Source organism: uncultured Methanobrevibacter sp. (genome assembly GCF_902774605.1).
Classification (GTDB): Archaea; Methanobacteriota; Methanobacteria; order Methanobacteriales; family Methanobacteriaceae; genus Methanocatella.
On the sequence record NZ_CACYJE010000007.1, the window covers coordinates 26,029 to 51,364 of the forward strand.

General features: G+C 39.7%; 29 protein-coding genes. 24 read left to right on the top strand and 5 right to left on the bottom strand.

Annotated features, from left to right (window positions below; translation table 11 throughout):
* Window positions 1-36 precede the first annotated feature (36 nt).
* Together QZU77_RS02875 and QZU77_RS02880 are read left to right on the top strand one after the other, a co-directional pair.
* Complete coding sequence (locus tag QZU77_RS02875; RefSeq protein ID WP_295599738.1) at window positions 37-1,821, top strand: Ig-like domain-containing protein; 1,785 nt, start codon at window positions 37-39, stop codon at window positions 1,819-1,821.
* Window positions 1,822-1,873: 52 nt separating this feature from the next.
* Window positions 1,874-3,295 (top strand): hypothetical protein, encoded by a 1,422-nt coding sequence (locus tag QZU77_RS02880; protein ID WP_295599741.1) that lies wholly within the window; start codon window positions 1,874-1,876, stop codon window positions 3,293-3,295.
* Between the two features lie 31 nt (window positions 3,296-3,326).
* On the opposite strand, the gene QZU77_RS02885 is transcribed toward QZU77_RS02880, so the two are convergent.
* Complete coding sequence (locus tag QZU77_RS02885; RefSeq protein WP_295599744.1) at window positions 3,327-4,457, bottom strand: NAD-binding protein; 1,131 nt, start codon at window positions 4,455-4,457, stop codon at window positions 3,327-3,329.
* Between the two features lie 72 nt (window positions 4,458-4,529).
* On the opposite strand from QZU77_RS02885, the gene QZU77_RS02890 reads away from it, so the two are divergent.
* Both QZU77_RS02890 and sfsA read left to right on the top strand, forming a co-directional pair.
* On the top strand, window positions 4,530-6,071 hold the full coding sequence (locus QZU77_RS02890) for an NAD(P)H-hydrate dehydratase (protein WP_295599746.1): 1,542 nt from the start codon (window positions 4,530-4,532) through the stop codon (window positions 6,069-6,071).
* The gene (sfsA, locus tag QZU77_RS02895; RefSeq protein ID WP_295599750.1) at window positions 6,058-6,771 is read left to right on the top strand and encodes a DNA/RNA nuclease SfsA; all 714 of its coding nucleotides are present in this window, start codon (window positions 6,058-6,060) and stop codon (window positions 6,769-6,771) included. Before QZU77_RS02890 ends, sfsA begins: the two co-directional genes overlap by 14 nt.
* On the opposite strand, the gene QZU77_RS02900 is transcribed toward sfsA, so the two are convergent.
* Window positions 6,721-7,446: an NAD-dependent protein deacylase gene (locus QZU77_RS02900; RefSeq protein ID WP_295599753.1), complete on the bottom strand. Its 726-nt coding sequence runs from the start codon at window positions 7,444-7,446 to the stop codon at window positions 6,721-6,723. The two genes, sfsA and QZU77_RS02900, sit on opposite strands and share 51 nt — an antisense overlap.
* Window positions 7,447-7,647: 201 nt before the next feature.
* On the opposite strand from QZU77_RS02900, the gene QZU77_RS02905 reads away from it, so the two are divergent.
* From QZU77_RS02905 to QZU77_RS02915, 3 genes are all read left to right on the top strand, one after another.
* Window positions 7,648-7,920 carry a hypothetical protein gene (locus QZU77_RS02905; protein WP_295599756.1) on the top strand — a complete coding sequence of 91 codons (273 nt, stop codon included), beginning with the start codon at window positions 7,648-7,650 and terminating at the stop codon, window positions 7,918-7,920.
* Window positions 7,921-8,104: 184 nt separating this feature from the next.
* On the top strand, window positions 8,105-8,458 hold the full coding sequence (locus QZU77_RS02910; protein ID WP_295599759.1) for a hypothetical protein: 354 nt from the start codon (window positions 8,105-8,107) through the stop codon (window positions 8,456-8,458).
* Between the two features lie 71 nt (window positions 8,459-8,529).
* A complete protein-coding gene (locus QZU77_RS02915; RefSeq protein ID WP_295599762.1) occupies window positions 8,530-10,167 on the top strand; it encodes a helicase C-terminal domain-containing protein in 1,638 nt (545 codons plus the stop codon).
* Between the two features lie 21 nt (window positions 10,168-10,188).
* Here QZU77_RS02915 and QZU77_RS02920 read toward each other — a convergent pair whose 3' ends face one another.
* Window positions 10,189-11,367 carry an argininosuccinate synthase gene (locus QZU77_RS02920; RefSeq protein ID WP_295599765.1) on the bottom strand — a complete coding sequence of 393 codons (1,179 nt, stop codon included), beginning with the start codon at window positions 11,365-11,367 and terminating at the stop codon, window positions 10,189-10,191.
* Between the two features lie 290 nt (window positions 11,368-11,657).
* On the bottom strand, window positions 11,658-13,580 hold the full coding sequence (locus QZU77_RS02925; RefSeq protein ID WP_366208855.1) for an IGHMBP2 family helicase: 1,923 nt from the start codon (window positions 13,578-13,580) through the stop codon (window positions 11,658-11,660).
* 44 nt (window positions 13,581-13,624) lie between these two features.
* Between QZU77_RS02925 and QZU77_RS02930 the strand changes: the two genes are divergently transcribed.
* Window positions 13,625-14,365 (top strand): succinylglutamate desuccinylase/aspartoacylase family protein, encoded by a 741-nt coding sequence (locus tag QZU77_RS02930; protein ID WP_295599771.1) that lies wholly within the window; start codon window positions 13,625-13,627, stop codon window positions 14,363-14,365.
* Window positions 14,366-14,436: 71 nt separating this feature from the next.
* A complete protein-coding gene (locus QZU77_RS02935; protein ID WP_295599774.1) occupies window positions 14,437-15,138 on the top strand; it encodes a metal-dependent hydrolase in 702 nt (233 codons plus the stop codon).
* On the opposite strand, the gene QZU77_RS02940 is transcribed toward QZU77_RS02935, so the two are convergent.
* The gene (locus QZU77_RS02940) at window positions 15,135-16,100 is read right to left on the bottom strand and encodes an arsenic resistance protein (protein WP_295599777.1); all 966 of its coding nucleotides are present in this window, start codon (window positions 16,098-16,100) and stop codon (window positions 15,135-15,137) included. The two genes, QZU77_RS02935 and QZU77_RS02940, sit on opposite strands and share 4 nt — an antisense overlap.
* Before the next feature lie 297 nt (window positions 16,101-16,397).
* On the opposite strand from QZU77_RS02940, the gene QZU77_RS02945 reads away from it, so the two are divergent.
* The 15 genes from QZU77_RS02945 to QZU77_RS03015 are packed head-to-tail and all read left to right on the top strand — an operon-like array spanning window position 16,398 to window position 25,323.
* Entirely contained in the window at window positions 16,398-16,712 is a 315-nt protein-coding gene (locus QZU77_RS02945; RefSeq protein ID WP_295599779.1) for a Na+/H+ antiporter subunit E, read from the top strand.
* Window positions 16,713-16,745: 33 nt separating this feature from the next.
* On the top strand, window positions 16,746-17,012 hold the full coding sequence (locus tag QZU77_RS02950) for a monovalent cation/H+ antiporter complex subunit F (RefSeq protein ID WP_295599782.1): 267 nt from the start codon (window positions 16,746-16,748) through the stop codon (window positions 17,010-17,012).
* Window positions 17,009-17,431 (top strand): cation:proton antiporter, encoded by a 423-nt coding sequence (locus QZU77_RS02955; protein WP_295599785.1) that lies wholly within the window; start codon window positions 17,009-17,011, stop codon window positions 17,429-17,431. Before QZU77_RS02950 ends, QZU77_RS02955 begins: the two co-directional genes overlap by 4 nt.
* Window positions 17,424-17,666 (top strand): DUF4040 domain-containing protein, encoded by a 243-nt coding sequence (locus QZU77_RS02960; protein WP_295599788.1) that lies wholly within the window; start codon window positions 17,424-17,426, stop codon window positions 17,664-17,666. Before QZU77_RS02955 ends, QZU77_RS02960 begins: the two co-directional genes overlap by 8 nt.
* Complete coding sequence (locus QZU77_RS02965) at window positions 17,667-18,053, top strand: cation:proton antiporter subunit C (RefSeq protein WP_295599791.1); 387 nt, start codon at window positions 17,667-17,669, stop codon at window positions 18,051-18,053.
* Window positions 18,046-19,500 (top strand): energy conserving hydrogenase EhbF, encoded by a 1,455-nt coding sequence (gene ehbF, locus QZU77_RS02970; RefSeq protein ID WP_295599793.1) that lies wholly within the window; start codon window positions 18,046-18,048, stop codon window positions 19,498-19,500. The genes QZU77_RS02965 and ehbF overlap by 8 nt, the downstream gene beginning before the upstream one ends.
* Window positions 19,497-19,832: a hydrogenase gene (locus QZU77_RS02975; RefSeq protein WP_295599797.1), complete on the top strand. Its 336-nt coding sequence runs from the start codon at window positions 19,497-19,499 to the stop codon at window positions 19,830-19,832. Before ehbF ends, QZU77_RS02975 begins: the two co-directional genes overlap by 4 nt.
* Window positions 19,825-20,103, top strand: coding sequence for a hydrogen gas-evolving membrane-bound hydrogenase subunit E (gene mbhE, locus QZU77_RS02980; protein WP_366208854.1), 279 nt, complete (start codon window positions 19,825-19,827; stop codon window positions 20,101-20,103). Before QZU77_RS02975 ends, mbhE begins: the two co-directional genes overlap by 8 nt.
* On the top strand, window positions 20,100-20,576 hold the full coding sequence (locus QZU77_RS02985) for an MnhB domain-containing protein (RefSeq protein WP_295599800.1): 477 nt from the start codon (window positions 20,100-20,102) through the stop codon (window positions 20,574-20,576). Before mbhE ends, QZU77_RS02985 begins: the two co-directional genes overlap by 4 nt.
* On the top strand, window positions 20,573-20,824 hold the full coding sequence (locus tag QZU77_RS02990; protein WP_295599803.1) for an energy-converting hydrogenase B subunit J: 252 nt from the start codon (window positions 20,573-20,575) through the stop codon (window positions 20,822-20,824). Before QZU77_RS02985 ends, QZU77_RS02990 begins: the two co-directional genes overlap by 4 nt.
* 12 nt (window positions 20,825-20,836) lie before the next feature.
* Entirely contained in the window at window positions 20,837-22,240 is a 1,404-nt protein-coding gene (locus QZU77_RS02995) for a 4Fe-4S binding protein (protein WP_295599806.1), read from the top strand.
* Entirely contained in the window at window positions 22,241-22,732 is a 492-nt protein-coding gene (locus tag QZU77_RS03000) for a 4Fe-4S binding protein (protein ID WP_295599809.1), read from the top strand. It abuts the gene before it with no gap.
* Window positions 22,733-23,179, top strand: a complete 447-nt coding sequence (locus QZU77_RS03005) for an NADH-quinone oxidoreductase subunit B family protein (RefSeq protein ID WP_295599812.1) — start codon at window positions 22,733-22,735, stop codon at window positions 23,177-23,179. It begins immediately after the preceding gene.
* 13 nt (window positions 23,180-23,192) lie between these two features.
* Entirely contained in the window at window positions 23,193-24,320 is a 1,128-nt protein-coding gene (locus QZU77_RS03010) for a nickel-dependent hydrogenase large subunit (RefSeq protein WP_295599815.1), read from the top strand.
* A gap of 4 nt (window positions 24,321-24,324) precedes the next feature.
* Window positions 24,325-25,323: a respiratory chain complex I subunit 1 family protein gene (locus QZU77_RS03015; RefSeq protein WP_295599818.1), complete on the top strand. Its 999-nt coding sequence runs from the start codon at window positions 24,325-24,327 to the stop codon at window positions 25,321-25,323.
* The last annotated feature ends 13 nt before the right edge of the window (window positions 25,324-25,336 follow it).

Consider the following 25,336-nt stretch of genomic DNA (forward strand, 5'->3'; position numbering starts at 1 on the left):
TTAATCATGTTTAATAAGAAAAGTTTTTTTATTTCAATGTTGCTTTTAATTTTTCTAACTATTGGAATGGTTTCTGCATCAGACAATTTGACTGATGAAGTCTCTTTAGATGATGCATCTGCTCAAAGCATTGAAACTCCAATATCCTCTGAAATTGAAAGTAATGCAAATGAATCTTCACAGATTAGTGAAGATGCTCCAAGTCAAGTGAATACAAAAATGGAAGCTAAGGATGTAACAACTTATTATAAGGAGAAATCTGAATTGGTAGGTTATCTGAAAGATACCAATAATCAGCCAATTTCCGGCAAAAAGGTTTCCATTTCAATAAATAACAAGGTCTATGATAAAATTACTGATAATTCAGGTAAGGTTGTTTTGAAACTTAACTTAAAACCTGGAACATATACTGCTTCAGTTAAGTTTGCAGGTGATGAAAACTACACTGCAAGCAGCATAAACACAATCGTTAAGGTAAATAAGGCTTCCTTGAAAGTCACCACTAAAGACTTTAAAACCTATTTTGAATCTGGATTCTATTTTAAAGCAAAAATCATAAATAAAATTACTAAAAATCCGGTTCAAGGCGTTAAAGTGGCATTTAAAGTTTTTAAAAACAACAAATACAAAACCTATTGGGCAACTACTGACGTTAATGGTGTTGCAAAGTTAAAAAAGAATCTTAAGGTTGGAAAATATAAGGTTATCACTTCCATTAAAAAGAGCAAGTATTTAAAAGCTAAAAAAGCCAAGGCTACTTTGACTATTAAGGAAACTGCAGAAATGGGTTGTACATCTTTATATGTTCAGGTAAGCAATACTGAAGCAGTTGCAGGATTCAGAAGGGATGCAACCAATGCAAAAACATTGCATATTGTCAAGTATAAGTTGAATGGCAAATGGGCTGTAAAGCAATATAAGAAAAACAGCTATTTCTTCCATTCCTTGACAACTTCTGACGGATGGATGGCCGGAACTGGAGGTTGGGATAATCCGACCATAAATCATGCTATTGAAAGGTTGGCAGGTAAAATGGCTAAATCCGGCAAAATCAAAAAGGCATATTTAAAAAAGATTCAAGGTTATGAAAGACAATTAAGAATAGGTCACTTTTCAATCAAGGCTCCAAATGGCAAATATGCTGTTGTGTGGGGTAGTGGAATAAAATATGGTAAATTAAAACCGGGTGAATATTTTAAAGCCCCTAATGCAAGATCATTATTCCATCAGGGCACATATGATCATTTCAGTAAAAATCCTGTAAAAGCGGCAATCAAAATTGCAGCATCTGATTCCTTCGGCGTCAACAGAAGAGATGCAACAGCATTCCATTGGAAAGCTACAACTGATGAGGGTAAGACAACTTCAACAGTAAAAGTTTATGCTGCAAATGACAACGGGCGTTTGGCTGGAAGAGGTACTGGACATTTAAAGGATGATGTCAGATTCAGAGGCAAATTCATATCCAAAAACAGTTTGCCAAAAACTCCTTCCTCAAAATTCCTCGGAACAGTCAAAATGGGAAATATTGACAAGTTGATTAAATCGCAAACCACTGTCAAGGCTCCAAAATTAACTAAAAACATTAATGAATCAAAAACATTTGACATTACTGTTAAGGATAAGAAAACTAAAAAACCTGTTAAAGCTCTTGTGCTCAAATTAAAAATTGGCAAAAAAGTTTTCACTGTAAAAACAAATTCCAAGGGTATTGCGCATTTCAATCCTAAATCATTAAATACTGGAAGTTATAAAGTGGTAATCTATACAGACAATATTAAATATTTGGTTTCAGCTAAAAGTACAATTATGATTAAATAATTGTACTATTTATTTTATACAGTTCATTAAAAGCATATTATGGGTGGTGTAAATGTTTAAAAAGATATTATTTGCTTTTTTAATTTTAATTTTGACTATTGGTGTCGTTTCGGCTACAGAAAATCTAACGGGTGTTGTTTCAATAGATGATAGCCTTAAAAGTCAAGATGCTTTGTCCTATGAAAATGGTTTTGATGAAATTTTAGAAGCTCAAAACACTCAGGAGAACATTTTGCAAAAGGCTCAAACTAATGCTGATGATTCAAAATCATCCCCACAAAGTAGTGGACCATCTTCTGAATCAAAAATCATTAAAACTAAAGTAAAAACTTATGATATTGATTCTAATATATATAAGAAAAGTAAAATATTTAAAATCAAAATCACTAATAAAAAAACCAATAAACCGATTAAAAATCTTAAAATATCCCTTGAAATTAGGAACAATTTCCATAAATACAAAACTTACACTTTAAAAACAAACAATAATGGAATTGCCAAGTTCAATATTAAGAATTTAAAGATGGGGTATAATTCTTTTGATATCACATCAAAAGATCCAAAATATCTGGTTGAAGGATTTTCTGGGGTTGCTGTTGGCAAATTGAAAAAACCTGTAACTGTTAAGGTTAATTCCAATATTAAATTAAAAAATGGGGACAGATTGTCTACATTTTATGTCAAAAAATATGACGGAATGTTTCATAAGGGTTTTCATGTCGTAGGTGATGAGGACAATAAACATATAATTGACATATATAAAGTAAAGTTTTACTTTAAAAATAATAAAAATGGTAAAATTATTACAAAAACTTCTAATAATTATGTTAAACCAATAAAAGGGTATTCTCCTGTTAAAGCTAAAATTTGGTATTTGGAATCTCCGATGAGAACAGATGTTAAAGAAAAATCCAAACTTGTTCAATACAAATCAACATATAAACTTCAAATTTTATTAAAGGGAAAACCCGTCAAGAATGTGAAGGTCAATTTTAAAGTTGAAAATGGGGGCAAATATAAGAATTATATTTTAAAAACTGATAAAAAAGGTTTTATAAAATTTAATACTAAAAATTTGAAATTGGGTTATCATAAAATCAGTGTTTCATCTAAGGATAAAAACTATGATATTTATCATAAAAGCAAGATTTTTATAGGTAAATTAAAAAAGTTTAAGTATCTTGAAAATGATGAATCCTTAGAATTTAAGAATGATGATTTTATTAGAGCTTCCTTTGTAAAATCTAGTGGAAGCAAAACTAAAATTAAGATTTCAAGTTTGAGGACAGATGATTATGGAAATGATGTGAAAGCCCATAGTCATTTTCTCATTAAGGCTAAAATCTTCTTTAAAAACAATAAAAACAATAATCTAATAACTATAAAAATAGTTAAAAAAGATTATTCAATCAAACTCAATTCAATAAAAGGTTATACTCCTTTTAAAGTTCAAGTTTGGTATTTACAAGGTTAAACATATAAAGTGCAATTGAATTAAATTGCACTTACTTTATTTCTTTTTGTGTAATTTCAGCTATTTCTTTATTAGTTAAATTGATGCCTATAATTTCTTCTATTTTTTCCAAATCTTCTAATACTCTGTCAAAGGAGGTTTTGTCGGGTCCTGAAATTAAATGGGAGTGGATATTATTGACATTTTTATAAAGGTTTTCCAAGGCTTGGCGTTGATCATCATGTGTGTTTAAGTAATTGACGTATTTCTGTCCGTCGGATATGTTCATTGTCTTTATTTGGCGGGTAAGCGGTGTCTCAATTCCTGGAATATGGTACTCGATGTTTTCCAGTGTACAACCGTATTTTGCAATAATTTTAAATTCGTCAAATATTTCATCTGCACTATGCTTTACAGTAATTTTTAAAAGGTGAGGTCTTGCAGATTCATAATAAAGGCCTTCTCCTCCAATAATTTCGGGAGATACAATCTTGTCGGCACCAGCCTTTCTAAGCCTTTTGATGTTTTCAAGCTTGCTGGCTCTTGTCACGATCCATGCGTCGGGATTTGTCTCTCGTATTGTCATTACAATGAACAGGTTGTTGACGTCATCTCCAGTACAGATGATGACACTTCTGCATTTTTCGCCGGCTAATTTGGCAACCAAATCATCCTCAATTGCATCATCATTGATCACCACTACATTGTCGCCTTCTTCAATTGATTCGCAAGTATCCTTATCCTTGTCGATCACAATCACGTTCTGGTTTCTTTGGGTCAGCTCATCAAAAACCACTTTCCCTACTCTTCCGAAACCGCAAATGATATAATAATCTTCCATCACTTTAATAGCCTTCAATTTCCTCGCTCCTTTTGAATATTCGGTCATTTTCTCCTGGACATTTGTTAAAATAATGTTGAACACATAAGCAAGCAGTGCAACGCCCCCGAGGGCCAGGGTTGTTGCGAATATCTTTTGGACTCCTGTGGTTGGTATGTAGTCACCGTATCCTACTGTGGCCATGGTGATGACTGAGTAGTAGATGGAATCAACCAGGTTCAGGTGCATTATTAAAATGGAGCCTATGATTCCGTAAATGAAAAGGCCTATTATCAATATCAAACCGCTGCTTATGTATTTTGCAGGCAATGTTGTTAAGATTCTGAACGTTATTTTTCGCATAAGATTTTTCCTAAAGTTAAGATAATTATATTTATACTGGCTACTTATATTTTAACTTATAAGGTGATACTTTTGAAACCAATTGACATGATGGTTACTGATTATAATTGTGAATATTTGGGTCTGTCAAGACTGTGCTTGATGGAATCTGCCGGAAAATCATTGGCTGAGGAAGTTGGAAAGATTGCAGTCTACACTTTCTCAAAACCCGTTAAGGTGGTGATTTTCACAGGTTCCGGTGGAAACGGCGGTGACGGTTTTGTGGCGGCAAGATACCTGCTGAACCGTGGATATGATGTGGACATTTACATGCTTAAGGATAATATCCATTCTAAAGATGCTAGGACCAATTTCGAAATCCTGAAGAATATGAAGCCACGCCTCTCCTGCCTGAACATATATGACCTGAAAACGCTTGCCGACATTGAAAACACTGAGGTTGCCAAAAGCATGGACTCCGAGTTCGTCATTGTCGACGGTCTTTTGGGAACCGGAATCAGGGGAAAACTCCAGGCCAACATTAAACGGGCAATCGAGATAATCAACGAGTCAAATGGCGTCAAGATAAGCGTTGACGTGCCCTCAGGAATGGATCCATTGACCGGTGAGGTGTATGACCTTGCAGTGGTTCCGGACTACACCATCAGCTTTCATAAAATCAAGACTGGAGTCCGTCAGGCTGAAGAGGAACTGGTCGGGGGATTGGTTACAGCGGACATAGGCATTCCATTCGAGGCGGAGTATTACGTTAACTATGGTGATTTTTTAAGAATGAAAAACCGTGAAACCTCATCCCATAAGGGAAACAATGGCAGGCTGTTGATTGTCGGGGGAAGTGCTGACTATTCCGGCGCACCTGCAATTGCGGGGATGGCTGCAATCGGTGCCGGATGCGATTTGGTGTATGTTGCATCTCCTGAAAAATCCGCCGAGGCAATAAAATCAACCTCTCCGGACTTGATAGTGAAATCCCTTCCGGGAGATAAGCTGTCCCTAAGCCATTCACAGGAGATTCTTGACTTGGCAGACAAGGTGGATGCGGTATTGATTGGTCCGGGAGCAGGAATTGATGATGACACTTCAAAGCTCTTCAATGTGCTGGCGGCTAAAATCAAAAAGCCATTGGTGTTGGATGCGGACAGTCTAAAGCAGGTTGAAATGTCATTGATTAAAAACAGGAGAGATGTGATATTGACTCCTCACATCTTCGAGTTCAAGTCATTCTTCAACGTCAATGACGATTTGAGGCTCGACATCGATTCATATGATTTTGCCAAAGTCGATGAAAACATCACAATGTTCCAGAAAATCACCCGTCAAATCAAGGCAACAGTCATTGTCAAGGGGCAATATGACTTGGTCCTGTCAGGAACCAAATTCAGAATCAACAAGTCAGGCAATCCCGGAATGACTGTGGGAGGAACCGGTGACGCACTGGCAGGAATATGTGCGGGACTGCTCACTCAGGACTTGGATGCATTTGACTCAGCCTGCCTTGGCGCATTCGTCAACGGCCTTGCAGGGGATGAGGCATATGGGGCTAAGGGCAACGGTTTTTCGGCAACTGATTTGGTATCATACATCGGAAATGTGATTAAAGATGGATTATGTTAAGGGGATTTTCAAGGCAAGGCCAAACAGGTTCATAGCAGAGGTTGAGGTTGACGGTGAGATGGAGATAGCTCACGTGCCGAACACTGGCAGGTGCAGGGAGCTTCTGGTTGATGATGCGGTGGTTTGGCTGAAGCCATCTGATAATCCCAAGCGCAAAACTAAATTTTCACTTCACCTTGTCGAGAACCGTGGAGCGCTAGTGTCACTATACTCGCAGCAAGCCAATAGCATTGTATATGATGCAATCATTGACGGCAAGATAAAAGAGCTTTCAGGCTATGATATTCATCAAAGGGAAAAGACAATCGACAACTCAAGGATAGATATATACTTGGCCAATGAAAACGAGGAATGTTATGTGGAAGTCAAGGGAGTGACACTGGTGGTTGGAAGTGAGGCTAGATTTCCCGATGCCCCAACCGAAAGAGGCGCCAAACACTTGAATGAACTGATCAAACTGAAAAAACAAGGAATAAGATGCTGCGTGTTCTTCCTGATACAGCATCCGATAGGGCAATTCTTCCGTCCGAACTGGCAAAACGACCCTAAATTCAGCCAAACTCTAAACGATGCATATGATGCAGGTGTTGAGATACTGGTTTACAGATGCGACAATCAGCTAACCGGTATAGAACTGATTCCCGAACCCCTAGATTTTGATTTGGGAAAAGGTCTTGCCGATGGCCTCATTGATGACTAGGCTGGCCACATCATCATATGGTGTCTCGCTCTTGTTAACCAACACTAAATTGTCACCGTTGAAATAGTTCACCAATCCTGCAGCGGGATAAACAACAAGGGAAGTTCCACCGATAATCAGGGTGTCAGCCTGTGAGATGTAGTCGATAGCGAAGCTTAAAACCGCATTGTTCAATGGCTCCTCGTATAAAACGACATCCGGCTTGACGATGCCTCCGCAATCGCACCTTGGAATCCCATCACTTTCCAGGATATGATCCAATCCATAGGATTTGTTGCATATCTGACAATAGTTCCTGTGAATGCTTCCATGAAGCTCCAAAACCTCATTGCTTCCGGCCTTTTGATGCAAACCGTCAATGTTTTGAGTAATCACGGCTTTCAGCTTGCCTGCCTTTTCCAGTTCGGCCAGTTTCAAATGGGCAGGATTTGGTTCGGCATCAGCAAATACAAGAGTGTCCCTGTAATAATCGAAGAATTCCTCAGTATGGTCAAGGTAATAGCTATGGGATATCAGATTCTCCGGTGTGTCACCATATTTTTCAAGACTCTTGAAGATTCCGCTTTCAGACCTGAAATCCGGTATTCCACTTTCGGTTGAGACTCCTGCGCCGCCAAAAAACACGATATTGTCTGATGAGTCAATTATTTCTTGCAGTTCATTAATCTTAGACATGATATTAATTATATTGGCAGGCACTATTAAAATTGTTCCCACCGTGAAAAATTGCTTTCTCATTGTAAAATTGTCTGTTGATTAAAATATTGCTTTAAAATCATTAAATTTACTTGAAAAAGAACTATATTCTTTATATTAAATGAAAACATATAGTGATATGGTCAATATGATCGTCGACGATATCTATTGATACTAATCATGGAGGTGGTTGATATTCCTGCCAAAAATCAGGAATATGATTCCATCCTTAAGCTATCGGCAAGGGCATTCGGCAACGCACTCATGACAATAACTGGTGAAAAACTGGGCATTGTTGAAGTGCTCCATCAGGACGTGTTGTCTTCACGCCTAAAAAGAGAAATTCTAGATTTGCCCATAAAAACACCATATGGGTATTGCATCGAGTATGAATTTCATTCAAGGCCTCTCAGTGAGGCCACAGTGCTTAGAAACTACCAAATATGCCATTGATTTGGGTGGAAGTTGATGTTTCCTCAGACATCATATTGTATCATTAGATGCAACAAGAACACCAATTCCAAAAGTCGAACTCTTTCCAGGAGTCTACACCAATCCAGAGGTCACTTTCCTAAGTGATGTTGATGGTGAAGAAGTTTTAAATACTATCAAAAAGAAATTAGATAAACAACTGGAATTGGATAAAATGGATGCATGTCACATAGCATTGATGCCGTTTTTCAACAATGTTGGAAGTCGTGAGGAAGTGTTGAGGAACATGTGCCATTTTGTTAACCGAATTCAAATATCTGAAGAGTTGAAATACCATATAAAACTCGTTCAGATATTATCTGTAAGGGCAATCTTTACAGGTGATGAACAAGAAAAACTTCTTGGAGTGATAAAAATGCGTAGCACTTACCTTGACAACTATGAAAAAAGATTAGTTGAAAGAGCTACAAATAATGCTATAATGGATATAGCTTTAAAAATGAAAGCAGACGGTGTTAGTTCTGATTTTATTTTTAAATACTTTGGAGTAAAATTATGATTTGGGATTATTTTTAATCCTTTTCTTTTATTTTTTTAATATTGATTATAATTTGAAGAGGTATTTTTTTCATGGAAAATAATTATTCAAATTTGGACTGGATGATTCACTGGTCACTGCCTAAATACCATCCCCGCAATAGCCAAATCGTATTGATAAACAAGATAAACAATGCAATACAGGAAGGGTCAAAAAATATCATCCTTGAAGCAGGAACCGGAATAGGCAAGTCTGCAATCGCCACAACCATTGCCAACATGTATGAGGATTCATATATTCTAACAATGACCAAACAGCTTCAGGAACAGTACCTTGATGATTTCGGAGCAATGCTTGTTGAAATAAAAGGCAGGGGAAACTATAAGTGCAATTACAAGGGAACATGTGATTTCTGCATAAAATCGGAGTATAATCTGTCAAAATGCAAGGACTGTGATTATCTGACAGCGCTGAACCTTGCAAAGGAAGCTGAAAACGTAATAACAAATTATGATTATTTCTACTATGCTGGCGTTGCAAACCCTACATTGAATTCTCGTGAACTGTTGATATTGGATGAGGCTCACAATCTTGAGCGTAAAATGCTGGCATTATCATCTAATGAGCTCAACCGGGAGTATATCGCAACAACATTTGGAATCGATATCTTTGAACCATTGATGAACAGGTCTAAATCAGTCAATTATCTCAAAAGGCGTCCCGATTACTGGATGGAATTGTGCGAGGATCTTGTCGGGCATTGCAGCGACAACATCAAGGAGATAGAAGGCGAGCATAAGAATGATGTGCAGGTCACATTGGATGAGTTTGAAAGCGACCCTGAAAGGTTCTCCAACTTCAACTATGTTGAAAAGCAGCAACTGGAAGCTGATGCCAAAGTTTTCAATTCCATCAAGTTGGGATTGGAGGCTAAGGACTTGATTATTGATTTGCCTGACCTTGACATGATTAGAAGCAACAGGATGGATATTTCAACCGAATTCAAGCCATACTCCGTAGTGGATGAGACAAATGAGCTTTTGAAACTGGGAAATGTTCGTATCTTTTTAACTGGAACTCTTGGAAGCAAGGACAAGTTCTGCGAGTGGAACAACATCAATCCGGATGAGACATACTATATCTACCAGAAAAGCCCATTCGACGTTAAAAACAGGCCAATCTACACTGATTTTGTGGGAAGCATGAGCGGCAAGAGAAGAAACATTCCAAGATGGAGGAATGATAAGGCGCTTTTGAAGGTCAGGGAACTGCTCGATAAGCATCCTGGCCAAAAAGGTGTTGTTCACACTTCAAGCAATGAGCAGGCCCATTGGATAATGGAAAATCTGAAAGAGTATAATTTCATGTTCGTTGGAGGTAGCGATAGGAATGAGGTTTTAAAGCAGTTCAGCGAAAGCGATGAAAGCATAATTCTCATAGGCGCTTCCCTGAAGGATGGAGTTGATTTCAAGGATGATTTGTGCAGGTTCCAGATTATATTTAAAATACCTTATCCTCAATTGAACGAGCAGGTCAAGTATCGTAAGGATTTGGACCCGAAATGGTATTATTATCAGGCGGTGATGTCATTGATGCAGGCGTATGGTCGTGGAATACGTGACAAGGATGACTGGTGCGTGATGTACATTATTGATTCTGATTTCATGCGATTGTTTGATTTCAACAGGAGCTTCTTCAATGAGTATTTCTCGGAAGCGATAAAAAAATAAGTAAAGTGATAGCTTAAAAAGCTATCTGTTTAATTTTTGATAGTTTGCAGCTTGAAGACCGTGGTGCTTGATCATTCCTTCAACTTCTCTTTGATCGGTGTCCTTGTCTTCAAAGGTAATTTGCTCGATGCTGTGTAAGCTGAATGGAGATTTTCTGATGATCGGTTGGATGGAACCTTTAAAGAGTTTCATTACGACTTCTCCGCTTACTCTTTCCTGCATGTTGTCGATTGCTTGGTCAAGATCTTCTCTTAATGGTTCTTGCCAGAGTGCTCTGTAGACCAAATCGGCATAGAGTGTTGACATGTATTCTGCAAATCTTAACTCGTCAGTTGTTAAAACCAATTCTTCAAGAGCTTCGTGAGCTGCAATCAATAATTTAGCTCCTGGAGTTTCGTAGATTTCCCTACTCTTAATTCCTATCATTCTGTTTTCAATGGTGTCGACTCTGCCGATACCGTGAGCTCCTGCAATTTCATTTGCCTTTTGGATGATGTCGATTAATGGCATCATTTCACCGTTGATTGCTACTGGAATACCTTCCTCGAATTCGATGGAGACTTTTTCAGGTTCGTCTTTGGCATCTTCCCAGGAGGCGGTCCATTCGTAGATGTCTTCCGGTGGTTCGTTTGCAGGGTCTTCTAGGACATCCCCTTCAATTGCTCTTCCCCAGAGGTTTTCATCGATACTGTAAATTTTATCGTAATTTAGCTTGATTCCTTTGGATTCTGCATATTCCCTTTCTTCAGTTCTTGTCAGGTTCATTTCTCTGATTGGTGCAATGATGTCCAAATCGGACATTGCGCGAATTACTGCCTCGAATCTGAATTGGTCGTTTCCTTTTCCGGTACAGCCGTGTGCAATTGCAGTTGCCCCTTCTTTTTCAGCTACTTCGATAAGTTTTAGGGCAATTAATGGTCTTGCAAAAGCAGTGCTTAATGGGTATCCTTCGTATTCTGCATTTGCTTTGATTCCGCGTGAGATGTATTCGTTTGCAAACTCTTCTTTTGCATCTATATTGTAGTGTTTTAATCCTCCAATGTTAGCTGCACTGTTTTTTGCTTTTTCCATTTCCTCTTCGCCTTGTCCCACATCTACGCATGCGGTAATAACTTCTACATTGTATTTTTCTTCTAATAGTTTAACACAAACGGAGGTGTCTAGTCCTCCACTGAATGCTAAAAGTACTTTTTCTGTCATTTAATCACCATATGAACTTAAAATAATTAGTAAATTTTTATTTTATAATAGTTTAATTTATGCATATGATATTATATATATTATTGGGTAATTTTGCAGAATTAGTTATTTTATAAATTGTGGGCAGAAGAAGAACTCTTAATTGAGGGCTAATTGAGGTTGACATATTTATTGGATTTCTAAAAATCGAAACCCTAATTAAGAGTTTTATGAGTGCAAAGTATTTTTCAATACTTTTCATCTCTCAATTATAATGTTTGTCGTCATAGTATATAAAAGTTTAGGTATACCTAAATTTTAACCATCAGGTTTTCATCCTCAACAAACCTCACCAACCTCGCATAAGTGGGATTGCTCATTAACGTGTCCTTATTTCCAATGATGATCAATTTCCTCTTGGCACGGGTAATGGCAACATTCAAACGTCTCAAATCCTTTAAAAAACCAATGTTCCCATGCTCATTGCTCCGGACAGTGGAAATTATGATGATTTCCTTTTCCCTTCCCTGAAAACCGTCAACAGTCTTCACCTCAACCGGAGTGCTCTCCTGTATGAGCTTCACCTGATCAGCATAAGGACTTATGATTCCGATATCATCCTCGCTTACGCCCGCATTCAGGTAATCACGGGCAATGCTGACGCTAACATCAGCCTCCAGTTCATTGACGATTGATTTTGAATCCTTCAAATGCATCTCGTGATTACCCTCAACATCGGAAGTGTCAATGAAGAGCAAAGCCTCCTCGTCATGACTTGAATCGAGAATGTCATTGATGGTTATCTCATCAACACTGGAATCGCTTTTCAAGCCGTTGTCGTAAAACTCACGGTTCGGAAACCTCATGAGCAGGCTGTTCATACGATACTGGACATTCAGCAACTGTGACTTGTGAGGATACATTCTAATCAGCTCCTCAAACAGGGTCTTCTCCAAATCCCCTGCACGCTCACTGATGATTGTAGGGGGCAGCTGCTTATGGTCTCCCGCAAGAATGAACCTGTGGGCCTTTGCGATAGGAATCAGGACGCTTGGGATGGTGGCCTGTGATGCCTCATCAATAATCGCCACATCAAACTTCACACGGGCAATGGATTCCAATGCGGCTGAGGAGTTGGTGGCAAGAATAACGTCGCTTTCCTCAATGATGCTTTTAATCATGCGGTTTTCAATGCGCTTGATTTCATCATGAGCCTCATCTATCTCCTGATTGATTTCAATCCATTTCGCCATTGACTTCATCTTATCTGCATTCACGCCGCGTGAACCCTTGCCCTTTGAAGCGAAATGCAGGATGTCATAATCCCCCATTCCACGACGGTACTGTGGGGTCGGCTTGGTGTGAACTTTTCTTTTCTCAATGAGATTATTGATTTGCTTGTGGATCTTCTTGATTTTCTTGTTGAGCTTATGATTCTCAACCTTGTATGCCAATGTTTGGGTGATATTGTGCTTTGAAACCCTTTGGGGATGTCCCAGTCTTGTCAGTTTCAGCTTCTTGTTGTCCATCAGCCTCTCAAGGATATTGTCCACAGCGGCATTGCTTTCGGCCGTGGCCAGCACCTTATGGTCCTGCCTTGTCTCCTGGGATATCAGCTCAACCAGTGTTCGGGTTTTGCCTGTTCCGAACGGGCCATGAATCAAAAAGAAGTTCTCACATGACAATGCGTTCTCAATCGCCCTTTTCTGGGACTCGTTCAGGGAATCGTCAATATAGTTGATGTAGGGTGTCTTGCGGTTCTGCTTAGGGTCACGCTCGCTCAGGATATACTCAAGTGCATTCTTGCCCTTTAAGCTTAAATGGTTCAGATTATCCTCCATGCGTCTGAAGGTAATGTCATTGGCATACAAGTCCAGGCGAACCTTCTTTTTAATTGCCCACTTGGGCACGCGCTTGTCAAATGCAACCTTGATGAACCTGGCACCCTTCTCGGTGACAGTGCCTGTCAAATCGCTTCTCAACGGATCGTCAGTGCTCACAAGGACCATGTCTCCAACGCTGATTTCAGTGTCGATGACTTCCGAACGGCCGAATTGGACAATCTGCAGGCCGAGTTCCTTGCCCAGGCTTTTGCCTTTGACCTTGTTGATTGCCCTTCCCAGCTCTTCTCTTTTCTGTCCAGACATTGTGCTGATTTCACGTGTCATCAGGTCGATTTCAGCATCCCTTTCATAATTGATTAGTCTTATTAGATTCTTGATATATTTCTTCATTTTCATACTTATTTTTAAATAAGAGTTTTACCGTATATTTAATTATGCATTTTGAAAAAATTGAGGGATTCGGTAATTTGGAAATGGGCTACATTTCTGATTTTTCCGGAGGGTTCATTTCAAGAAACACTCATGTTCTTAAAAGATTGGAATTGAACAGGTTCACTCAATTTTTGCTTGAAAAATGTGTTCACGGAACACCAATCTTCAAACTGGGCGAGGGCAACAATAAGATATTGATGTTGTCAGGCATTCACGGCAATGAACTGCCTCCTCAGATAGCCAACGTTAGGCTATTGAACGATCTTCTTTTCATGGACTTGAACACTACCGTGTATGTCATACCCTTTGCGGCGCCGAAGGCCACAATGAACAATGAGCGTGTCTTCAATGGAATGGACTTGAACCGCTCCTCACACATCAAGAACTCCCTCAGCAACCTGATTGTTGAAAGCGCCCATGATTTGGGAATCAATTTTGTAGGGGATTTCCACTCAACCGCTTACAACTCCAATCCGGGGATTGAATCAGTGTTTTCCTCAAAATCACCTTCTCCCGAAAGCTATCTAATGGCCAACTACATTTCAAAAAGCATGGGAAGTGAGGTAATCTCATTCGATTATGCGGGATCATCATATAAGGGTGCAGTTGAGGATGTCTGCAATTTAAAAAGGATTCCAGCCGTTACCTGTGAGGTATTGTCTCCTTTTGCTGCTGTCGGTGAAGGCAGCGTTGATAGGTCATACTGGCAGATGCTCAGTTTTCTGGAATATTTTGGCATTTAAAAATACTCCTCACACGCTCTCTCATTAATCTTTTAAATACTCAAGTCCTATTTTTAACTAAGGTGATTTAATTGTCTTCATACAAGGGGCATTCGATATTTGCATTCATTTTAGCTTTGATGTTTTTTCACAATCCTCTAACTATTGCTTTAACATTCATTGGTGCAAATATTCCCGACTTTGACCATAAGTTCAAAAAGGAAAATGTCTACAAGATGATTATATTGGGATTGATAGTGTTCATTTCACTATATATCCTTAAATTGCCTTATTATATTGGTTTGATGATTGTTTTTTTAGGCGTCACGTTTTATTTCTCCGAACACCGCAGCTTCACGCACTCAATCTTTGGAGTGCTGACACTGACCTCTGCGGTTTCATTGATATTGATATGGGGTTCTCAGCTGGCTGATGCCGTAACAGTCATTGATAACCATTACCTGCTCATGGCGATTCTGATTGCGCTTTTAAGCTTTTTGTTTTTGAACAAGAAGTTATTGATGATTTTTCTTCCATTATTCTTCATTAGCCTATTCGTTTTGCCGGTAATGAACATTTCATATGTTGAAATAGTCTTGAGCCTGTTTTTGGGTTTGTTCTCCCACACCATTCTTGACTCATTCACGCCGGCAGGGGTTAAGATCTTCGCTCCAATATCCTCCAGGAAGGTTTACAGGAATTTCGGCTTGAGCATGGTGTTGCTGTTGTGCTGCATTTCACTGGTGATTCATGTGCCAATGTTATTCAAATTATTCGAGCGGTATGTGATTTAGAATAATTTGCATGTGAAGAAGAGTCCTGAACTCTTCACCCATAGGCAGAATCTGGAAACGACATACAATACTGGAAGTTCAATCAATGGACCGATGACAAGTGCTATTGATATCAGTTCATGTCCTGGGAAGGAGTTTATGGCTATTGCCAGTGCCAATGGGGAGTTTCGCGCAAGTGTGGTCATGGTGAGGCTTGCATATTCCTCGTAGATGAAATTGATTTTTTCACTCAGCAATAAGTCGATAATGGTGTTTGCGATGAAGAATATGATTAGCGGCACGAATATTGTGATGACTGAGTCGAGGTTTGTGAACAGCAGTTCTCCCTGGCTTGCGAAGATGCAGAACACTGCAAGCGCCAGGAAGCATATCTGCAGGTTTGAAAACACTTCGTCTGCCTTTTCCTTTAAGTCACTGTTTAGGATGAATTTCACTATTTGCGCTGCTATGAATGGTATGACGATTACGATTAAAAGGGAGTGTGCCAGCTGGGCGTAGTCAATTGTGTTTGCGCTTGAAAAGAATATCACCAGATAGATTGGAAGCAGAATAATCTGCAGGACTAGATTGATTGGAAGTATGGATAGGCTTAATGTGAGGTCTCCTTTTGCGAGCTTGGTGAACACCAGGTACCAGTCTGTGCATGGTGTCAGTATCAGCATGAAAAACCCTATCATGACGTCCACGTTTCCCTTAAGGAAGAGTGAGCCGAGGAAATATCCGAATAGTGGTGTCCATATGAAGTTGACTATCAGGCTTGTTGCAGTGAATTTCGTGTTTTTGAAACTGTCCTTTAGTTCGTTTAGCGGTACTTCGAGGAATAGTCCAAAGAGCATCAGGCATAGGAATATGTTTATGAGGTTTCCTGTGTTCTGGGCAATCGTTTGCATGTTTGAGAATATCAGTCCTATGATTATTGCTGTGAATATGATTATCGGTTCAAGTTTTTCGACTAAATCCATATAAGCACCATTTTTTTAGGTATAACTAAATTTGTTTATTGTAATATATATAATTTCATAATTTGCATGATTACTTCTAAAAAATCATATAACACTTAATTTATTGTTGTTTTTCAGATTTTCTGAACAATTTTGTTCATTTTGATTTTTTTATAAATTTTTATATAGTTTAATTCGATTTTTAAATAATTATTTTTTAAAAGCATACATTTATAATAAATAATCATGATAAATAATAATAGTATTAACTAATGTCAATTTTGACATTTAATAACTTAATGAAATGGAGCTTGTTTAATGTTTTTGACTAGAATCTGGTGGGGAATTATTTATTTCCTAGACCTTATTTACGAAATTATTAAATCAACCATTGACGTTGCGTTTAATAAGATTATGGGGAGAAATATTGATCCTGTAATTGTTGATGTTAAAACAGTTTTAGAGAGACCTGTTTCACAGACAATTTTAGCGAACAGTATTTCATTAACTCCAGGAACCTTGTCTGTTGATTTGGACAGTGAAAATAACATTATCAAAGTAGCTGCTATTTCTCCAAGAAAACAAGAGGATATTATTCCTTTTGAACCTTACATAAAGAAAATGTTGGAATAATCAACCTTTTCATAAAAAATCGAGTGAGATAGTATGGATATATTGTTTATAGCAAAAATTCTTTTGGTTATTGCATTAATAATAATGATGCTAGTCACCCTAAGGGCAAGTGCATACAAATCCACTTCAATGGGGCTTTTAGGAAGCTCAGTCATTGTAAACGCATTTGCAGTAGCATTGCTCATTATCGGTGAACTACATAATCTTCAGTTCTATAGGGATATATCATTAGCTTTAATATTCTTTGGTTTTGTAGGTACTGTTGCCTTTGCGGTTGTTTTAGGAGGGAATGACGAATGATAGAATACGTCCAGGCAATCCTTCTTATTATAGCGGCAGTGTTGACAATAATATCTGCAGTCGGGCTACTCAGCCTAGGCAAAAATACCCGGAATAAGGTATATGCAAGAATCCACATTGTCGGATTGTTCGATATCGCATGTATAATAGCAATGATAGGCCTTGGCCAATATCTCCTTGCTGGAGTATACTTTATCCTTGCGCCGTTCACTGCACATGCAATAGCTAATGCTTATTGGAAAAAAGAAGATAGAGAAAATAACATGGATCTAATGACTGTTGAAGAAGAAGTAGATGAAAATCATCCGTTCATTCACCCTAAAGAAAAAATGCAAGCTTTGGAAAGTGAAGATTCAGAAAAACTCAAGACGGACGACAGATTTTCAGTAACTACAATAGAGATAAATGAGGATGAGTAAGATGTTGGAATTTATACTATGCATTATAACGGTTTTAAGTGCAATTCTTGCTCTTATTCAAAAAGACTTGCTCAAAGCAGCAATATTGACTGGATTTTCAGGAGGAGCACTTGCAGTTCTTTTCCAAATCCTATTGGCACCGGATGTTGCTTTAACCCAGGCAATCGTGGGAGCCGCAATCGTGCCAGTGTTCATTGCTTTAGCTGTTAAAAAAACTCAAAGGGAGGGTAGCTAAATGGCACAGACACAATTGGCAATATTGTTGACATCCGTTGCACTAATCGTAATAGGACTGTACTCCGCAATCTTCATTGACAATATCATCAAGAAGATAATCGGTATCAGTTTCATCGAGGAAGGAGCAAACCTATTCATCGTTGCAATAGGCTACAAGGCAGGTGGAGTCGTACCGATTCTCATGCCTGGAATGGACACCTCATGGTTTGCGACAAACGCTGCATACCCATTGCCTTTCGGTTTAGTGCTGACCAGTATCGTAATCGGCGCAAGTACCCTTGCGGTAATGCTGGCGCTGGTGATGGTGCTTTACAGGAGATACGGCACATTATCCACAAAAGTGATGCTGTCCGACACAGCAAAACAGGAGGAGTACAATGAATGAGCTAATACCACTTATGGTAATCGTACCATTGATGGCGGCATTGTTGATCAGTGCATTTTCAAGATTCAACACTGCAACAAAGGTTTTCGCATTCGTTGTAGCAATCTGTCTTCCAATAATACCAATAGCCTCAAACTATGGTCTTCACTACTTTGGAGGATACGCTCCGATGCTCGATAACGTGACCAGCGTAATGTATCACCCGGCAATCACATATTCGTTCACATTCCTGCAGCAAATATTCATTGCAATGATCGGTCTTTTAACATTCCTGGTCGTATTCGTCTACTTGACAAAGTACAGGAAAGTTTCAGGACCATACCTGTTCCTGCTATTCCTGGGAACAGCAGCCGTAACAGCAATGCTCTTGACCGACGACATATTCCACATGTTCGTCTTCTTTGAGATATTGGCGCTTGCACAGGTAGGTATAGTTGCCGCATCATCAATCGATTACAGTTATGAAATGGCATTGAAATATATGGTTCTTGGATCAATCGGCTCTCCAATAATGCTTCTGGGAATTGGATTCCTCTTGGCATTGACTGGAAGCGTGAATGTGACAGACATTGCAGCTGCAGTGCATAACGGTTTGGTTGACGCTACTTCTCCAGTGTTCCTGATGTCTCTCGGTTTAATATTCTTCGGTTGGCTATACGCATCCGGTTTACCACCGTTCCATACTATCAAATCAGGAATATACTCAAAGGCGGAACCTCATGGGGCAGCATTGCTGCAATCATTCACAGTAATCTCAATGATTTCAATCGTTCTGATAATGTTCAGGATTTACGCTACACTTCCAATCTTTGAAGTTCTCATAGTGTTCTTCTCTATCTTGGCTATGATACTGGGTGTTTCACTCGCACTCACTCAAACAGACTTCAGAAGAATGATAGGATTTTTAGCGGTCGGTGAATTGGGTTTCATCGGATTAGGTATAGGGCTTGGAACAAACTTCTCAATAACAGCAGGACTCTTCCAGGCATTGAATGAAATTATAATCACCGCATTGCTCTTCATAGGATTCGGCGCAATAGTTGAGGCAACAAATGAGGTGGACACCAGAAAGCTTGGAGGATTATTGGCTTACCATCCGAAAGTGAGCATAATGCTTTTAATCGCAGGTCTTGCAATGGCAGGTGTGCCACCGTTAAGCGGTTTCCAATCAAAACTAATGCTTGTTCAAGCTTCACTCAGTTGTGGATTCCCGGAAATTTCCATTTTGGCGATTATGGTAAGTATTGCAACATTCGTGGTGTTCGTCAAGACATTCTACACAATGTTCCTGAAACCTAAACCAAATGATTTGGATCTGGAGGGCAAGGAAGTTCCTCGCGCCATGATTTTCACAATGGCAATACTATTGATCATTGTGGTGCTCTTCGGTGTATATCCGGATCTTGTCACAAGCGGAATTTCTAACTTCGTAGGAGGGATATTATGAAACTTTATGACCAGATATTCAATGTTGTGAAACAGTTCAGGAAATTGTTTTCACCAGGTCCTGTAACCAACGCTGACGTTTCAGGAAGCATAACTGCAGAAATATTCCTTATAGTGTCATTGGTTCTGGCAGTGATACTGTTAAGGCATGTTAGTGTGTTGCTGGCAGGATTGGCTACATTGGTTGTGGCCATAGTGCTTATTACTAATATTCCGCTTATTCCTAAGTTCAAGATTGAACAGGAGGATTCACTTGAGAAAATGCTGTTCTATGCAGTTGTAACATTATCAATCATTATTGCATTTTTATACTGGGGTGGTAACCTTGTCTAAAGCTACAATTCGTAATTTGCTTGCAGCGGTAATGGCTGGAATATTTTCAGTCACATTATTCGATGCGGTATTTCATTTAAGTTCAATGATAAATCCTGGTGTAAGTTATATTTATAATGCTTTAGGAACTCAAATAGCTCCAAACCTTGTGACAGTGGTTATTTTCGATTTCAGAGCATACGATACATTAGGAGAATCAATAATACTATTGACCGCTGGTCTGGTGGTATTGTTGGTATTTGGTAGAGGATTATTGGGGGATAAAAGATGAGTCAAGGTAGCATGATTTTAAAATTAATATCCTTGCCAATTTCAATCATACTGATTTGTTTAGGCGTGATGACCATTCTTGGAGGACACATCACTCCTGGTGGAGGTTTCCAAGGCGGTGCTATGATAGCAAGCGGAATCATATTGTCCATACTCGTTTATGGCCTGGGCAATTCCCCATTGGAGTTATCACACTTATATATTGAAGTTCTGGAATCTGTTGGTGCATTGGGATTCATAATATTCGGATTGATCGGACTGTTCGTTGGAGGATTCTTCCTCTATAATGCAGGTACAGACCTCTTGAATGTTGTTCCGTCTGCAATTCAAAACGTGCTTCATTATCCTGACGTTACCAATGCGGGCATAATCCCTTACCTGAACATTTTCGTCGGTTTGAAGGTGTTCGTGGGATTGTCCTCAATCGTCATTGCATTTGCAGGTTTCAAGAAAATTGTGGAGGAGAGTGAATGATGTTAAGTTTAGGTCCAATAATATTCGGTCTGATACTGGGTTTGGTGATTGGTTCACAAATCAAGCTTAATGTCAGCGATGCACACTTCACTCTTGGAGCATTCGTAATCGTATTAATAGCAGGAATAATTGTGGCATGGCAATCAGGCAATTATCCGTTCTACACTGACTTGCCTGTGTCAACTGCATTCTTGTCTGCTTTAATTGGAATTTTTGTAGGCAAACTAATATTTGCAAGGAGTAAATAAGGGGTTATTATAATGTTTTTATCTACTAATAATTGTGATAGTGAGTGTATTAAAACATGTCCTACAAAATCCATTAAATTGGTTAACGGAACACCGTTCAGCTGTCTGACCTGCGGAATATGTCACGACAACTGTCCGAACGGTGCAATATTCAAGAACATTTACGGAGGATATGTGGTGGACAGGGCCAAGTGCAACGGCTGTGGAATGTGCATGTACAACTGTCCGACCAACAATATCACTATCGAGGACGGCATAGTCTATGGTATCTGTTCACGCTGCGGCGTTTGTGCGGAAAAGTATCCTGAATGCCGTGTTGACGGATTCGAATATGAAAAGGAAAAGCAATTGACACTGATCAGGTCATTGAATATATTGAATCCGCCATTGGACAAGGTACCTCACAAGAACGACAATATCGTCACTGAGGTTTCAAGAACATACTTCGGAACCGACACTGATGAGTGTATCTTCTGCGGAAGATGTGAGGAATACTGTCCTACAGGAGCAATCAACGTTAAGGTTGACCGTGACGATGGAATTTGTAGGGAATGCAGGTTATGTATGGATGTGTGTCCTAACGGATCCATGAACAAGCTTCAAATAGTCAACAAGTCCACTTGCACATTATGCCTTAACTGTCTGAAGGCATGTCCTAACAATGCGATTTCCGTTGAGGATTCAAATATAGTAATCAATAACCTGCGCCAAAAGCCGACAGGAAGCATCGTGTCCTGTCTCAACTGCGGATTATGCGCAGACTTGTCCGAGAACGGTTCACTTAAAAAGGTTGACGGCAGGTTAAGGTATGACCCGACAATCGACACTGAAAACATTACTCATGACCTGGCAATGAGCCATTGTCCGGTCAAGACATTGTGCGTTGACAGTGAAATGTTCATCTATGACGAGTATGAGGATGAGGAACTGCCGACATTGTCCGGATTCTGCGTAAGCTGCGGCAAGTGTGTCCAGGTATGTGACGAGGTCGGAGCCCGTCAGGTGATGACTCAAACATGGGATGGTACAGTCTCAGACGATTGTATTTCCTGCGGAATCTGTGTTGAGGAATGTCAGGAAGACGCAATCACCCTTCACAGGGGCACAATCTCAGTGGACTTGAGCAAGTGCATACTATGTGAAAACTGTGCAATCCACTGTCCGGTTGATGCGATTCCGAAATCCACTATGTACAAGAATGAAATCGACGGAGGATTCAACTTCATCGAGCAGGAACTGTGCATGCACTGTGGAGTGTGTCATGGAATATGTTCCTATGATGCAATAGAGGAGATTGACGGCAATTATGTGGTTAACGAAGAGAACTGTACTTACTGTGGTGCATGTAAGAATGCATGCCCTGCTAAGGCATTCTTATTCGAGAGAAATTTTAAAGATTCAATAGATGGTGTTTAAATGAGCAGTATACTTAGAATAGCTTTGGAAGGAGCATTTACTAACTTTAAAAGAATCTTTTTTGCAGCTGATAGAGTTACAGACATGGACATGAGAAACCAAATCGCCACCTTGTCAGTGAAGGTTGATGACAGGGTTGATGAGAAGGCGTGCATAGGTTGTGCTGGTTGCGCCAATGTCTGCCCTACAGGTGCAGTTGAGATGAAAAAACTGGCAAGTCCGGTTAAGATCACTGATGACTGGACTAAAAGTGAAGTGCCTGAAATTAATCTTGAAAAATGTGTTGTATGCTATTACTGCCATGATTTCTGCCCGGTATTTTCACTTTACGGTGAGAAGGGAACAATTCATCCAAGCTGCGTTGGCGATCAGGAAGTTGACATTGCCAGCACTATGGAGCAGCCGTTTAAAATTTCTGATGATAAGCTTAAGTTCATTGCACAATACTTATCTGACAAGACAGTGTTGAAGAATCAGGAGGATGGTGATTAGATGGGACTTAAATCATTTTCAAGAGCAAGGGCAATACATGTGATGCTGGTTTACACCGGCGGCTGTAACGGTTGCGATATTGAAATTGTAAACTCAATATTATCACCTCGTTTCGATGCTGAACAGTATAAGGTATTCCTGACATGGAATCCTCGTGAAGCCGACGTGCTGGTTGTCACTGGACCCGTAACTCATTTGAACAGGAAACCGTTGGAGGCGATTTATGAAGCCATTCCTGACCCTAAACTGGTTGTGGCTGCTGGTAGTTGCGCTCTGATGGGCGGTGTTTATAAGAATTGTCATGGTGATATTCCTTCAGAAGAGATTGAAGGGCCGGTTGAAAACATCATACCTGTAGCCGCTAAGGTTCCAGGCTGTGCCGTAAGGCCGCAGGATGTTTTGGCTGGTGTAGTTACACTTTTACCTACATTATTAGATGCGGATTAGGAGGGGGATTAGAATGGATGAGAAAGTACCGAGAAGCAATATTATTGAAACAGAAATTCCAATGGGTACAGTTCACCCTGCTGCATTGGAACCGTATAGGGTAAGGCTTTTTGTAGAGGATGAGATAGTTCAGGAAGCTGAAATAACTATTGGTGTTAATCATAGGGGTATTGAAAGGATTATGGAGGGTCTTCCAGTTGAAAAGGCAAATTCATTGACCGAGAAGATTTGTGGTATTTGTTCAAATTCACATATATATAATTCCTGCAGAACAGCGGAAATGGGATTAGGTATTGAAATTCCAGAGAGAGCTGTTTACATTCGCGTTATAATGGAGGAGCTTGAACGTTTACATTCACACTTCTTGTACCTGGCACACGGTTGTGAAGTGCTCGCCCATGAGACATTCTCAATGAGAGTGTTCTATATGAGGGAGATTGTCATGGAATTATTGGCCATGATAGGTGGAAACCGTGTACAGTACGGTTGCTCAGTCCTCGGTGGGGTAAGGCCAAGATGCGACCTTGACGAGGCAAAAATACTAAGGCTCAAAAACGACATGGACACTGTCGAACAGAATTTATCAGACTTCGTTGACAGGTTCATGGCAGATTCCATATTGTTGTCAAGGATTACCGGAATAGGGGTATTGCCTCAAAAGCAGGCAATCGAACTTGCGGTGACAGGACCTACTCTCAGGGCAACCGGTGTTGCAAGAGACCTGAGAACTACAATGTTCGAGTATGACAACTTCGACTTTAACGTGATTACTCAGCCTGACGGGGACGTCAAGTCAAACCTGGTCATGAGGGCATTGGAATCATTCGAGTCAATTAAGATTATAAGACAGGCCATTGCAAACATTCCTGATGGTAAAGTCGTCACACGTGACTGGGAGATGTTCGACACTGACATAATTCAAAGTTACATTGAAGTTCCAAGAGGAACATTATACCATTCATACAGGCTAGAGAGCGGAAGGGTAAGGCACTGCATAATAAGAACACCTTCCATGGCGAACATTGGAGCAATGCAGTATGCTTGCATTGGCGACCAGATAACAGATGCACAATTGTCCATTGTACAGTGTGACCCATGTTTCACATGCACCGACAGGGCAATTGAAATAATAAGGAGATAGTTAAATGTTTGAAAATACAATGATAAATCCAATAATATCAGTAATACTTACAGTGCTAGTTTGCTTTGTAATTTCAACATTGCTCCCGGGAATTGAACGCAAGTACATTCACGCCAGAATACAGCAAAGAATCGGGCCGCCGGTAACATCTCCTGGAATAATGGCTCCGCTGAAATTCATATATAAGAAGAGTACTGAAGTGTCCTCACCAGTCCCTGGACTGTACAAGGCATTGCCGATAATATGTTTCATAGTCGTGCTGTGCATATTGATAGCATTGACACCTCAGGCATATAAGATTCCGGCACTTGCAAGCCTAGTTGCAATTGTAGGGTTCCTTAAAGTGGAGGAAATCTGCTATGTATTGATGGGCGCATTGTCAAAATCCGTCATGTCAGTCAACATGCCGTTCCCGGATGTCGTCAAAGGAGCAGCACACTTGAATGCGACAAGATCATTCATTGAGGACATAAGTGCAAAAAGATCCCTCAGGATGATAACATACGGTTCATTCCCATTATACCTGGCATTGTTCGCGCCGGTTACTGCTGCAAGAAGCATATTCCTGCAGGACATCGTTGCTTTCCAGCAAACCCATGGACCGTTCCTCTTCACAGTCTCAGGAGGAATCGCAGCAATAGTGTTCTTCATCGGATACATGATAATATTGAACGAGTATCCGTTCTCAATAATCAAGGCTAAAAGCGATGTCATTGAAGGACCGTACATGGAATACGCTGCAAAATACCGTGCAGTGGTGGTATTGACCAGAGGATTCTTCATGTTCGTGCTTGGCGCAATATTTTCCGTTCTGTTCATTGGAGTGCCGCCAACAATATTCTCCCCGGCAATATTAATCAACATCATCGTCGCATTGATATTCGTGTTCATGATGGGAATATTTTCAGCATTCACACCGGTATTTACAAACAGGCAATTGCTGCCAACAATATTGAGCGCAACATTGCTAGGAATCTTATCTATCGTAATCGGATTATTATAAAAGGGTGATTATC

What these genes read in the sequence shown, in the direction of transcription:
- QZU77_RS02940 (WP_295599777.1), bottom strand. Translation starts at nt 16,100, where the DNA reads ATGGATTTAGTCGAAAAACTTGAACCGATAATCATATTCACAGCAATA.
- QZU77_RS02995 (WP_295599806.1), top strand. Translation starts at nt 20,837, where the DNA reads ATGTTTTTATCTACTAATAATTGTGATAGTGAGTGTATTAAAACATGT.
- QZU77_RS02915 (WP_295599762.1), top strand. Translation starts at nt 8,530, where the DNA reads ATGGAAAATAATTATTCAAATTTGGACTGGATGATTCACTGGTCACTG.
- QZU77_RS02965 (WP_295599791.1), top strand. Translation starts at nt 17,667, where the DNA reads ATGGCACAGACACAATTGGCAATATTGTTGACATCCGTTGCACTAATC.
- QZU77_RS02920 (WP_295599765.1), bottom strand. Translation starts at nt 11,367, where the DNA reads ATGACAGAAAAAGTACTTTTAGCATTCAGTGGAGGACTAGACACCTCC.
- QZU77_RS02960 (WP_295599788.1), top strand. Translation starts at nt 17,424, where the DNA reads ATGAGTAAGATGTTGGAATTTATACTATGCATTATAACGGTTTTAAGT.
- QZU77_RS02880 (WP_295599741.1), top strand. Translation starts at nt 1,874, where the DNA reads ATGTTTAAAAAGATATTATTTGCTTTTTTAATTTTAATTTTGACTATT.
- QZU77_RS02885 (WP_295599744.1), bottom strand. Translation starts at nt 4,457, where the DNA reads ATGCGAAAAATAACGTTCAGAATCTTAACAACATTGCCTGCAAAATAC.
- QZU77_RS02955 (WP_295599785.1), top strand. Translation starts at nt 17,009, where the DNA reads ATGATAGAATACGTCCAGGCAATCCTTCTTATTATAGCGGCAGTGTTG.
- QZU77_RS02950 (WP_295599782.1), top strand. Translation starts at nt 16,746, where the DNA reads ATGGATATATTGTTTATAGCAAAAATTCTTTTGGTTATTGCATTAATA.
- QZU77_RS02925 (WP_366208855.1), bottom strand. Translation starts at nt 13,580, where the DNA reads ATGAAGAAATATATCAAGAATCTAATAAGACTAATCAATTATGAAAGG.
- QZU77_RS02990 (WP_295599803.1), top strand. Translation starts at nt 20,573, where the DNA reads ATGATGTTAAGTTTAGGTCCAATAATATTCGGTCTGATACTGGGTTTG.
- QZU77_RS02905 (WP_295599756.1), top strand. Translation starts at nt 7,648, where the DNA reads ATGGAGGTGGTTGATATTCCTGCCAAAAATCAGGAATATGATTCCATC.
- QZU77_RS02900 (WP_295599753.1), bottom strand. Translation starts at nt 7,446, where the DNA reads ATGTCTAAGATTAATGAACTGCAAGAAATAATTGACTCATCAGACAAT.
- QZU77_RS03005 (WP_295599812.1), top strand. Translation starts at nt 22,733, where the DNA reads ATGGGACTTAAATCATTTTCAAGAGCAAGGGCAATACATGTGATGCTG.
- sfsA (WP_295599750.1), top strand. Translation starts at nt 6,058, where the DNA reads ATGGATTATGTTAAGGGGATTTTCAAGGCAAGGCCAAACAGGTTCATA.
- QZU77_RS03015 (WP_295599818.1), top strand. Translation starts at nt 24,325, where the DNA reads ATGTTTGAAAATACAATGATAAATCCAATAATATCAGTAATACTTACA.
- ehbF (WP_295599793.1), top strand. Translation starts at nt 18,046, where the DNA reads ATGAATGAGCTAATACCACTTATGGTAATCGTACCATTGATGGCGGCA.
- QZU77_RS02985 (WP_295599800.1), top strand. Translation starts at nt 20,100, where the DNA reads ATGAGTCAAGGTAGCATGATTTTAAAATTAATATCCTTGCCAATTTCA.
- QZU77_RS03010 (WP_295599815.1), top strand. Translation starts at nt 23,193, where the DNA reads ATGGATGAGAAAGTACCGAGAAGCAATATTATTGAAACAGAAATTCCA.
- QZU77_RS02975 (WP_295599797.1), top strand. Translation starts at nt 19,497, where the DNA reads ATGAAACTTTATGACCAGATATTCAATGTTGTGAAACAGTTCAGGAAA.
- QZU77_RS03000 (WP_295599809.1), top strand. Translation starts at nt 22,241, where the DNA reads ATGAGCAGTATACTTAGAATAGCTTTGGAAGGAGCATTTACTAACTTT.
- QZU77_RS02875 (WP_295599738.1), top strand. Translation starts at nt 37, where the DNA reads ATGTTGCTTTTAATTTTTCTAACTATTGGAATGGTTTCTGCATCAGAC.
- QZU77_RS02945 (WP_295599779.1), top strand. Translation starts at nt 16,398, where the DNA reads ATGTTTTTGACTAGAATCTGGTGGGGAATTATTTATTTCCTAGACCTT.
- QZU77_RS02930 (WP_295599771.1), top strand. Translation starts at nt 13,625, where the DNA reads ATGCATTTTGAAAAAATTGAGGGATTCGGTAATTTGGAAATGGGCTAC.